The 10,926-nt window shown below is 37.7% G+C and carries 11 protein-coding genes and 1 pseudogene; 1 reads left to right on the top strand and 11 read right to left on the bottom strand.

Annotated features, from left to right (window positions below; genetic code table 11):
• Positions 1-6: 6 nt before the first annotated feature.
• The 6 genes from adcAII to D8848_RS06160 form a co-directional block, all read right to left on the bottom strand.
• On the bottom strand, positions 7-924 hold the full coding sequence (adcAII, locus tag D8848_RS06185; RefSeq protein WP_125443197.1) for a zinc-binding lipoprotein AdcAII: 918 nt from the start codon (positions 922-924) through the stop codon (positions 7-9).
• A 142-nt stretch (positions 925-1,066) separates the two neighbouring features.
• Entirely contained in the window at positions 1,067-2,458 is a 1,392-nt protein-coding gene (locus D8848_RS06180; protein WP_125443196.1) for an APC family permease, read from the bottom strand.
• A 121-nt stretch (positions 2,459-2,579) separates the two neighbouring features.
• Complete coding sequence (sdbB, locus tag D8848_RS06175) at positions 2,580-3,146, bottom strand: thiol-disulfide oxidoreductase-associated lipoprotein SdbB (RefSeq protein ID WP_060628266.1); 567 nt, start codon at positions 3,144-3,146, stop codon at positions 2,580-2,582.
• An 11-nt stretch (positions 3,147-3,157) separates the two neighbouring features.
• Positions 3,158-3,865 carry a thiol-disulfide oxidoreductase-associated membrane protein CcdA2 gene (ccdA2, locus tag D8848_RS06170; RefSeq protein WP_060628265.1) on the bottom strand — a complete coding sequence of 236 codons (708 nt, stop codon included), beginning with the start codon at positions 3,863-3,865 and terminating at the stop codon, positions 3,158-3,160.
• A 214-nt stretch (positions 3,866-4,079) separates the two neighbouring features.
• The gene (locus D8848_RS06165) at positions 4,080-4,355 is read right to left on the bottom strand and encodes an HU family DNA-binding protein (RefSeq protein ID WP_001284642.1); all 276 of its coding nucleotides are present in this window, start codon (positions 4,353-4,355) and stop codon (positions 4,080-4,082) included.
• Positions 4,356-4,462: 107 nt separating this feature from the next.
• Positions 4,463-5,302 (bottom strand): DegV family protein, encoded by an 840-nt coding sequence (locus D8848_RS06160; RefSeq protein WP_060628263.1) that lies wholly within the window; start codon positions 5,300-5,302, stop codon positions 4,463-4,465.
• Positions 5,303-5,442: 140 nt separating this feature from the next.
• On the opposite strand from D8848_RS06160, the gene D8848_RS06155 reads away from it, so the two are divergent.
• Entirely contained in the window at positions 5,443-6,291 is an 849-nt protein-coding gene (locus D8848_RS06155; RefSeq protein ID WP_060628261.1) for a YitT family protein, read from the top strand.
• 53 nt (positions 6,292-6,344) lie between these two features.
• On the opposite strand, the pseudogene D8848_RS06150 reads toward D8848_RS06155, so the two are convergent.
• The 5 genes and pseudogenes from D8848_RS06150 to D8848_RS06130 form a co-directional block, all read right to left on the bottom strand.
• A pseudogene (locus tag D8848_RS06150) lies at positions 6,345-6,626 on the bottom strand (nucleotidyl transferase family protein); the annotation flags it as partial.
• Between the two features lie 290 nt (positions 6,627-6,916).
• Positions 6,917-7,777 carry a methionyl aminopeptidase gene (locus D8848_RS06145; protein ID WP_000631543.1) on the bottom strand — a complete coding sequence of 287 codons (861 nt, stop codon included), beginning with the start codon at positions 7,775-7,777 and terminating at the stop codon, positions 6,917-6,919.
• A gap of 15 nt (positions 7,778-7,792) precedes the next feature.
• Positions 7,793-9,070, bottom strand: coding sequence for a CBS-HotDog domain-containing transcription factor SpxR (spxR, locus tag D8848_RS06140; RefSeq protein ID WP_004254268.1), 1,278 nt, complete (start codon positions 9,068-9,070; stop codon positions 7,793-7,795).
• Complete coding sequence (locus tag D8848_RS06135) at positions 9,063-9,614, bottom strand: GNAT family N-acetyltransferase (RefSeq protein ID WP_060628259.1); 552 nt, start codon at positions 9,612-9,614, stop codon at positions 9,063-9,065. Before D8848_RS06135 ends, spxR begins: the two co-directional genes overlap by 8 nt.
• 15 nt (positions 9,615-9,629) lie before the next feature.
• Positions 9,630-10,889, bottom strand: coding sequence for a UDP-N-acetylglucosamine 1-carboxyvinyltransferase (locus D8848_RS06130; protein ID WP_061864672.1), 1,260 nt, complete (start codon positions 10,887-10,889; stop codon positions 9,630-9,632).
• Between the last annotated feature and the right edge of the window lie 37 nt (positions 10,890-10,926).

Here is a 10,926-nt window from a genome sequence, read left to right as displayed (position 1 = left end):
CTTTCCTCATTTCAATTCTTCTGCTAAAACACTCATATTTTCTGCAAGATTTTCGAGATAAGTCTTGTCATTTTGTGGGTCTGCCTCTAAAGGATTCAGAGTTTTAAGACCCACACCTGTTGATTTGACAAGAGTTTCAGCTACTTTTGAAGAAGCATTACTTTCTGTAAAAATCGTTTTAACCTTATAGGTTTTAACAAATTCCTGAATTTCTGTTAGTTGTCTTGGACTTGGTTCTTGTTCAGGAGAGATACCAGCGATTCCAAGTTGATTTAATCCAAATCTCTTAGCAAGATAAGAAAAGGCTGTATGCTGTGTTACAAAAGTTTTCTGACTCGCTTTTTCAAATTTAGGCTGGAATTTCTTAGTCAATTCTTGAGCTTTTTTGATAAAGGCTTGCGCATTTTTTTGATAAGTTTCTTTATGCTCACTATCCACCTCTGAAAGTTTATCAGCGATAATCTGAGCTTCTTCGCCAGCTTTTTCAGGATCTAGCCAAGTGTGAGGGTCATAGAGCGTTTTTTCATCAACTCCATCCCCTGCTTCCACATCTTCTAGCCCTGGGACTCGGTCTAAGGTCATTCCTTCAGAAGCCTCTAAAACCTTAACTTTGGATTTTTTAAGATTGGGGTCCAGACTTCCCGCCCAAGATTCAAGAGTATGCGAATGGTAAACAAAGACATCTGCATCATAGATGGCTGCGATATCATTTGCCGAAGGTTCAAAGGAGTGAATTCCACTACTTGACTGAATCATCCGAACATCATTCAAGTCACCAGATACTTCCTTGACCATAGCATAGACAGGATAAAAACTGGTTACAATTTTCATCCCTTTCCCAGTCTGACTTTCCTTTTGGCCACAAGCCCCTAAACACAAAAGAAAGACACTTAACAATACTAAAAATAAACTTTGTTTCTTCATAAACAACTCCTTAACTATTTAATTAACTGGTAAACATTCTACTCCTAAAAATTTAATCTGTCAAGCTATTTTTAGAAAAAATTTGAAATTTCTTTCACATATAAAAATCTGCTGAGTTTCAATAACTCAACAGATTCTCACTTTATTCTTCTATGGTAGAATGCTTATAGCCATAAGAAAAGTAAATGATACTTCCTATCAACAATGCAACTAGGAAAGCAATCCAGGTTTCCATATTATACTGCAACATAAAGGATAAACAAATGATGATTGATAAAATCGGTAATAAGGGTACTAATGGTGTTTTAAATTCTCCAGCTTTGGGCATTCCTTTTTCTTTCCGTAAGCGAATCAAGCCGTAAGCCAGCATAATCAAGTAGGCCAAGGTACAAATGTTTAAGAAGGCTGCGATACTGGCTAGTGGGAATATTCCTGCAGCTGCTGCTGAAGCTAGACCTGTCAAGATAGTAGCATTCTTTGGTACCTTGCTAGTCTTTGTTAATTCTTTAAAGGCGGCAGGCATCAATCCGTCACGCGCTAAACTGTAAATCATACGCGATAGGGCATAAGTCATTGAGATACAAACCGTAATCAAGGTTAAGATAGCCACTAATGACACATAGTTGGCTGCCCAACTAATCCCAATGCTACGAAGAGCAAAGGCAACGGCATCGTCGACATTTAGATGGCTATAATGGACCACACCAGTTAAGACAAGCGTCACCAAGGCATAAAGAATGGTTACGATAGAGAGCGATAAGACAATCCCTCTAGGAATATTTTTTTGAGGAGTCTTGACCTCATCTACGGCCATAGAGATGGATTCAAATCCCAAAAAACCGAAGAACATCAAGGACGCACCAGCCATAATACCAGTACTAGCACCATAGATTTGTCCAAAACCATAAGGAGCAAAATTGCTCCAGTTCTCAAGTTTGATATGCCAAATTCCTACTAAAACAAAGAGAGCTAAAGCGGAAAATTTCAAAATAACTAGAATAGAATTAAAGCGTAAGGCTGCTTTAGCATTAAGTAAAACAAGCGAGGTCACCAATACCAAGACAAGAATAGGCAATAAATCAATAAATGTTCCTGCTTGAGGATTAAAGGTACCATTTAAAGCCTGAGGAAGGGCTATCCCGTATTGAGAGAGAAGCCCTTTAAAATACGCTGCCCAACCAGAAGCCACACCCGATATGGCTGTCATGAACTCCATCATGGTTAACCAACCAGCCAACCAGGCTGGGAATTCTCCTAAGATGGCATAGAGATAACTGTAGGCACCACCTGTAGCGGGTACTCGCGAAGCAAATTCTGCAAAAAAGAGGGCTGATAATCCCACACACAAGGCAGAAATGACGATTGAAATCACTAGGGCTGGACCCGCTAGAGTTGCTGCTGCAGTACCTGTGATTGTAAAAACACCAGTTCCTACCATGGCTCCGATACCTAACAAAATCAAATCCCATAATTTCAAATGCCTGTGCATCTCCGTTTTATCCAAACTGACATTCTTTGTTCTAAATATATTCATCTTTGACTCCAAAATAAAATGATGATTCTATTTTACCATAAATATAGGGTATTTGTGAATATTTATAAAATGTTTTTCTAAAAAATCTGACTACTCTCTTGTAATCAGATTTTTATCTATTCTAGTTCATTTCTTTAAAGGCTGCTTCTGCATCCGCATTACTGATAGCACCCAATTGTATCTTTCCAATCTTACCTTGACTATCAATTAGATATTCTGTAGGAATGCTTCTAATTTGATAAGCTTGGAAGGTGGTTGCTTTGGTGTCATAAAGAACTGGGATATCCTTATAACCTTGATCTTGGAACCATTGTGGGAATTGCTCAACAGTTTTTTCACCTTGAATTCCTGGTGCAATAACAGTAAGAATTTCAAAATCACGATCTGGTTTCGCCGCTAATTCCATCAACTCAGGCATACTTTTTTTACATGGACCACACCATGAAGCCCAAAACTTCAAATAAACCTTTTTACCCTTATAATCAGATAACTTTACTTCTTTGCCATCCATTGATTGCAAGGTAAAATCTGGCGCCTCTTTCCCAACAGCAATTTGTTGTACAGTCGTTTGTTGCTGTTGTTTTGGGGATTGTTCTGGTGCTTTAGTCTTTTTAGTCTCTTCCTCACCACAAGCTATCAATACAACTAATGACAAGAGGCTTAAGCCAGCAAACATTACTTTTTTCATCTTTTTCTCCTTTATTCAAAAATTCCAGCTAGAACATTTACTTGTCCTAATAGTAATAAAATTCCCATTAAAATAATAAGGAAACCACCAATTTTCTTCAGTAGCATCATATGACGTTTAATTTTACTAAAATATGGCATAACTACGCCTGAAGCTAGTGCCAAAACCAAGAAAGGAATTGCCATCCCCAGAGTGTAAATCAAGGTATAGATTGCACCTTGCCAAGCACCATTACCTCCAGAAGCGGCAAGCGCTAAAACAGAACTTAAAACTGGACCAATACAAGGCGTCCAACCAAAGCTAAAAGTAATACCGAGTAAAAAGGCTGACCAATAACGATTGGCTTCTGATTTCTTAAAAGTAAAGCTTTTTTGAACCTCTAATTTCTTAAAATGAAAAATTTCCATCTGGTGAAGGCCTAAAATGATGATAATCGTTCCCATGGTATAGCGAAACCAATTGGCATAGAGAATATTACCAAGGTAACCAGCACCAAATCCTAAGATAAAGAAAATGAGAGAGATACCTGCAATAAAGCAAAGCGTTCGAATCAAACCTGACCAAGCGACTTTCCTTCCAAACAGAGAGAAGCTTTTTGCACTTTCCTGATCATCCAATAAAATTCCAGCATAGACTGGTAGAAGAGGAAAAATACAAGGAGAAAAAAAGGATAAAACACCCGCTAGAAAAACAGAGATTGAAAATACTATCGTTTCCAATAAAGAACCAACTTTCTTAATAATTCATATCCTATTTTACTATAATCAATTTCATTTGTATGATTTCTGCTACGCAATTTGAATTAGCCAATATTTGAAATATTTGTTCCGGTACTAGTTCATTCAGATTCTGGCCCCTTTTTTGCCCTCTATACACAAAAAAGCCTACTGACCAAGCTAGAAAGCTTGATACAATAGGCTTTTTAAAGGCTGATTATTTAACAGCGTCTTTAAGAGCTTTACCAGCTTTGAATGCTGGTACTTTAGAAGCAGCAATTGTGATTTCTTTACCAGTTTGTGGGTTGCGACCTTTACGTGCAGCACGCTCACGAACTTCAAAGTTACCAAAACCGATCAATTGAACTTTTTCACCAGCTGCAAGGTAGTCAGCTACTGCTGAGAATACAGCTTCAACTGCAGCTGCTGAGTCTTTCTTAGTCAATTCTGTAGCTTCTGCTACTTTAGCGATCAAATCTTGTTTGTTTGCCATGTTAATGATTCCTCCAATTTAATTTCTAATTAACAATTATAATCATATCCTAAAATCCCTTTTAGGTCAAGTTAAAAACGCTATTTCTTCCCATTTTATTTATTTTTTTAAGAGTAGTAACGTACTAAAATAGCCCAAGCGTTCTCACCCGTGTGAGTTTGAATAATAGAGCCCGTTTCCAAAACTGAAATTGGCTTTTCAACATAAGCTTGTAAGCTTTCTTTCATCTCTTTGGCCCAATCAGCACTGCCAGAATATGAAATTCCAATCTCTGCTACAGAACGTTCAGAGAGCGACGTTATCAACTCATCTAACCATTTTTTAAAAGTTTTAGCTCCACGACCTTTAACGATTGGCTGCAATTCATGGTCTTTCATCTGCATGACAACACGTATATTGAGAAGGGAGCTCAACAATCCAGTTACACGGCCAATTCGTCCACCTTTGACAAGATTTTCCAAAGTAGAAACACCAATATAGAGTTCTGTGTGGTTTTTTACCTCTTCTATGCGAGTTAAAATTTCCTCCATATCTTTGCCTTCTTGTGCTAACTTCGCAGCCTCAACAACTTGGAATTTCAGGGCTTGGTCAGTGAAGGAACTATCAATAACTGTCACATCGGCAGTAGATAAGCTAGCACCTTGACGTGCCGCTTCTACAGTACCAGAAAGGGCATGAGACATATGAATAGCAAGAATCTGGCTACCATCCTTGCATAGTTCTTCAAAAACTTCAGCAAAGACACCTACAGGTGGCTGACTTGTTTTCGGAAGATTCTTACTTTCTTGCATCAACTGAAGAAATTTACCTTCTTCTTTCAAATCCGCATCAGAATAAACAACATTATCAATCATTACAGATAACGGAACAACAGTGATATCTAATTGTTTTACTAGTTCAGGTTCAATAGTAACAGATGAATCGGTTACAATTTTAATTTTTGTCATAGTATCAATCTTTCTATTTTAGGATTCAGATTGGTTTTCTTACTTTTAATTATATCAAAAAAAGATTAAAAATCCTAATGGAGTCAATCAAATTTTTCTTAAAAATTTGATATAATCTACTTATAAGAAAAGAGGTCCCTATGATTAAAAAAATTTATCCCATTTTAACCATCTTACTAGGTGCTGCTATTTATGCTTTTGGGCTAACTTATTTTGTAGTTCCCCATCATCTCTTTGAAGGAGGGGCGACGGGTATTACCCTCATCACCTTTTATCTTTTTAAAATCCCTGTTTCTCTCATGAACCTGCTGATTAATATTCCCCTTTTCCTCCTAGCTTGGAAGATTTTTGGAGCAAAATCTCTCTATTCTAGTTTACTAGGAACCTTAGCTTTGTCCGCCTGGTTGGCTGTTTTTGAGCGTATTCCCCTTCATATTGATCTGCAAGGTGATTTACTAATCACTGCCCTTATAGCTGGAATTCTATTGGGAATTGGTCTTGGAATTATCTTTAATGCTGGAGGTACAACTGGTGGTACTGATATTCTAGCTCGTATTCTCAATAAATACACTCATATATCCATGGGAAAACTGCTCTTTATCTTAGATTTTTGTATTCTCATGCTCATTCTCCTAATCTTCAAGGACTTGAGATTGGTTTCTTACACGCTATTATTTGATTTTATCGTTTCTCGTGTCATTGATTTGATTGGTGAAGGAGGATATGCCGGCAAAGGATTTATGATTATCACAAAACGTCCTGACCAACTTGCTAAGGCGATTAATGATGACCTAGGAAGAGGTGTTACTTTCATCTCAGGTCAAGGTTATTATAGTCGAGAAGATTTAAAAATCATTTACTGTATTGTCGGAAGAAATGAGATTGTGAAAATGAAGGAAATGATTCATCGAATCGATCCTCAAGCCTTTATAACCATTACAGAAGCCCACGAAATCCTTGGAGAAGGATTTACCTTTGAAAAAGAATAAAAAGAGGTAATGTACTGAATTGATTTCTTTTAGAATCTACAATAATAACGTGAAACAATGATAATTTCTCCATCAAAGTAATCCTTTAAATCTTCTGTCGTGAGAGTATCGAATTGACTACTAAAATCAAGAAGATATAATTCCTCTACACCCTCTCGGTTTTACTTTCTTTCACGTTCAGTAGAGTTCAAAATATGTAAAAACAATTCTGAATGATAAGGCTCTAAAGCAATCTTTAAAGATTCATTAAACCTCATAACCACGATAGGCAATAAATCCTTCATCGCAGCCTTGTTGGCAACACGAAATAATTCTTTATCAGATAGTTTGCCAATATCTTTGTGGTTTTTATAGAAATAGTAGTAATTATAAAATAATTATTTCATAATGATATCTATTTCTGTAACAGAAAATCTGAAACATATTTTTTACCTGAAGTGTAACATTGTAGAAAATTCATTTTTTGAAATGATAATAATGTACAAGATATTGAGGTAAGAATTTTAAAGCCAGAAAAACGCATTATATCAGGCACTTAAAAACTTGATACAATGCGTTTATTTAATATGAAAAGATCTACTGGATTATTTTCAAAATCAACTTCCAGCAGCCTTTTCACTTTTTATTAATAAGTTCCTTCTTCACCTTGACTAGTCAAGATAACAGGTCCATCTTTCGTAATGACAAATTGGTGTTCATATTGGCATGACAGTCCACCGTCAATGGTTTTATGCGCCCAACCGGTCTTCATATCTGTATCGATTTCCCAGTCACCTGTATTGATCATCGGTTCAATAGTCAAGACCATTCCTTCACGGAGACGAAGCCCACGACCAGCAATACCATAGTTTGGAACCATTGGTTCTTCGTGCATGGTTGGGCCAACACCATGACCAACCAAATCACGCACTACACCGTAACCACGACTTTCAGCGTATTCTTGAATCGCTGCTCCAATATCACCGATACGGTTTCCAACAACAGCTTGCTCAATCCCCTTGTACATAGCTTCTTTAGTTACATCCATCAAGTTTTTCACTTCTTCGGACGGTGTACCAACAGCATAAGCCCAACATGAGTCTGCAAGACCACCAGAATAGCTCTGAGTGTATTTTTTCATTTGTTCCACATTGTTGAAGTTTAATTTTGAGACATTCAGGTCGGATTTAGCAATTGGGCCTCCCAAAACCATATCAACTTTGAGCAAATCACCATCTTTCAAGATATAGTGACGAGGGAAAGCATGAGCCACTTCATCATTAAGAGAGCAACAAGTAGCATAAGGATAGTCCATCATGGCACCGTCAACTCCAATCTGAAGCGGAAGGAAATTTTCTTCCTTACAACGACGGCGAACATACTCTTCAACTTCCCACATATCTACGCCAGGCTTAATCAAATCACGCAAGCCGATATGAATACTTGCTAGAAAATCACCTGCCTTATCCATAGCTTCGATTTCACGAGCTGATTTTAATGTTATCATTTTTTCTCCTAGTTTCTAATTAATTTTAACGGTTACATTTGCTTTTGAAACAATCTGATGACCATGATAAATATCGTAATCAATAATAGCTGACCGTCTCGTATGATGGATAATGCGTGCTTGAATGCGCAATATATCATCTATCTGAACAGCCTGCAAAAAGTAGATTAGCATCTGCTCAATAATAAGATTGCGACCACTATTCACAACTAAATCTTGAGTCATGTGGGTCAGAATTTCTGCCAATACACCATTAGCCAAAACACCGTTCTTCTCTAGCATAAAGGGTTCCACTGTAATCACTACTTCATCATGGTGATAAGAAAGTTTTTGACCAATCTGCTCAGAAAAAGTAGGTAGAGCAGAAACTTGGGAACGACTCATCTTCTCCATGACATCTCGTCTGGTTACAACCCCAAGCAAGGTTTGATTATTTCGAACAACCGGTACCATTTCAAAGTCTTCAGCAATCATCCGTTGACTCACATTGGCAATATTTGTCGATAATCCAACCAAAAATAGACTACGAGACATGACTTTATCAATTGTGGTACTTGGTGACTTATCTCCCGCATCTCTCATAGTAACAACCCCAACAACAACCTGATGTTGATTGATAACAGGGAAACGGCTGCTACGATTCTTACGCACCAAGTCCAAATAATCTTTAACAGTGTCGGTCTCTCTCAGAAAACCATACTCATGACTCGGACGGTAAAGTTTCTCAACTGTCAGAATATCAGTCTTGATTTGGACATTTGACAAGGCTTTATTGATCATGGTCGCGACAGTGAAAGTGTCATGCTTGCTTCTTAAAACTGGAATTCCTTTTTGATTGGCCAGTTTAAGTACATCATCATGAACATGAAANCCTCCTGTCACAAGAACAGCATTTTCATTTTCAAGTGCTAACAGTTGGATACGGGTACGGTCTCCGACAATCAAGAGTCCCCCATCATGAAGGTAGGACAGGATATTTTGTTCAGTCATGGCACCGATAGAGAACTTACTAAATTCTCTATCTAAACCTTCTTGACCAGACAGAACCTCAGAAGAAGTCACTTCAGCAATTTCAGCAAAAGTTAATCTCTCTATAGCAACTTTCTGAGATTTAACACGGATAGTACCACTTCTTGGGCGAGTCTCTACAATTCCACGATTTTCAGCTTCTTTAATAGCCCGATAAGCCGTTCCATCACTGACTCCCAGATGATTGGAAATGCTACGAACACTGACCCTTTTACCGACAGGTAATTCCTCCAAATAGCTTAGAATTTCCTGATGCTTACTCATTGAATTCTCCTTTTACATACCGAAATTCAAGATAATCCCGCATTTTTCTTGTGTAGCGATCACTTCCCTTAAACTGACGAATCAAACGGAATCCAGACTTAAGAGCAACTCTTTGGCTAGCTTCATTTTCAAGGTGGGTAATAATGGATAATTGTTTTAAGCCTAATTCCTCAAAAGAAAGCTGACAAATTTTTCTAACAACCTCTGTCATAAATCCTTGCGACCAAGCATCTTTTCTCAAAAAATAGCCAAGCTCAGCTTCTTTTTTGATTTCATCTAACTTCTCAAATTTAATAGAACCAATCATTTGTTGATTTTTCTGGTCACAAATTGCCCACACTCCCAAAGGGGACTTCATAAAGTAATTCGCTAATGCATATTGACTTTCTTCCAGACTTGCCTGAGTTGGGAAAATAAATTGAAGATTTTCTGGATTTGAAGCTATCTCGTGGAAGTCCTGACTATCACTAAAAAAGAAAGGACGCAAATACAAGCGATCCGTTTCAAAAAAAGAAAACATTGCTAATTTGGTCCAAATATTCATAAACACCTCTACGGTTTATTCTTCAACAAGTGTAATATCCGCTCCTAGATTACGTAATTTTTCAATAATATCTGAATATCCACGTAAAATGAACTCAATGTTTGTAATTTCAGTTTTGCCTTCAGCCATTAAACCAGCAATGACAAGTGCGGCCCCAGCTCTAAGGTCAGTTGCTTTTACATTTGCACCACGTAAACTACGTCCACCGGTATATAAAATGTAGTTGTTTGTAGTCGTAATATCTGCATCCATCTTTGCTAGTTCAAAAACATGGTTTACTCGTTTTTCATAAATGGTATCAATAATGGTACCACGCCCCTCTGCTGTTAACAAGAGAGGAGTAATTGGTTGTTGCAAGTCAGTAGCAAAACCAGGATAAGGAGCTGTCTTAATATTGATTGCTTTCAAATTAGACTGTTCTTCGACAAAAATACTGTCTTCAGATACAGTCATTCTCACTCCCATTTCTTCCAACTTAGCGATGAATCCTTCTAAGTGTTCATAAAGAACATTATTAATACGAATTCCCTTACCGACTGCAGCAGCTAAGGAAATATATGTTCCTGCTTCAATACGGTCTGGAATCACCTGATGACGCGTTCCATGTAATCTGTCAACACCATCAATAATGATGATATTGGTTCCAGCACCACGGATATGGGCACCCATATTATTCAATAGAGTAGCAACATCAATAATCTCAGGTTCACGGGCTGCATTTTCAATAATAGTACGACCATTTGCTTTAACCGCAGCAATCATCGTATTAATCGTCGCACCCACACTAACCGTATCCATGTAGATACTTGCGCCGTGAAGTCCTGTATCTTTGGCAGATAACTTCATGTTATCTCCCTCGTAGCTAACAGTTGCTCCCATAGCTTCAAAAGCCTTAAGGTGTAAGTCAATAGGGCGAGGTCCCAAATCACATCCACCAGGTAAACCAACAGTGGCTTCACCAAAGCGACCTAAAAGACTTCCATAAAAATAATAAGATGCACGAAGACTGTTGATTTTCCCATAAGGCATTGGAATATTTTGAACACCTCGTGGATCAATCTCTAACACATCGTCATAACGCTTAACGGTAGCACCCATTAACTCCATGATTTCGACAAGACTAGCAACATCGGAAATATCTGGAACACAATCCAAAGTCACCACATCATCAGCCAAAATAATAGCTGGAATTAAGGCCACAACGCTATTTTTAGCACCGCTAATAGTGATTTCACCTTGCAAGGGTAATCCACCATTGATAACAATTTTTCTCATTCTAAATTTTTTATGCTCTTTCAAAATTTCTAAAAAG

This window comes from Streptococcus mitis, from assembly GCF_003942775.1.
Taxonomy (GTDB): domain Bacteria; phylum Bacillota; class Bacilli; order Lactobacillales; family Streptococcaceae; genus Streptococcus; species Streptococcus mitis_CN.
The sequence above is the reverse complement of the archived record's forward strand: the minus strand, read 5'-3'. Positions and strand labels throughout refer to the sequence as shown.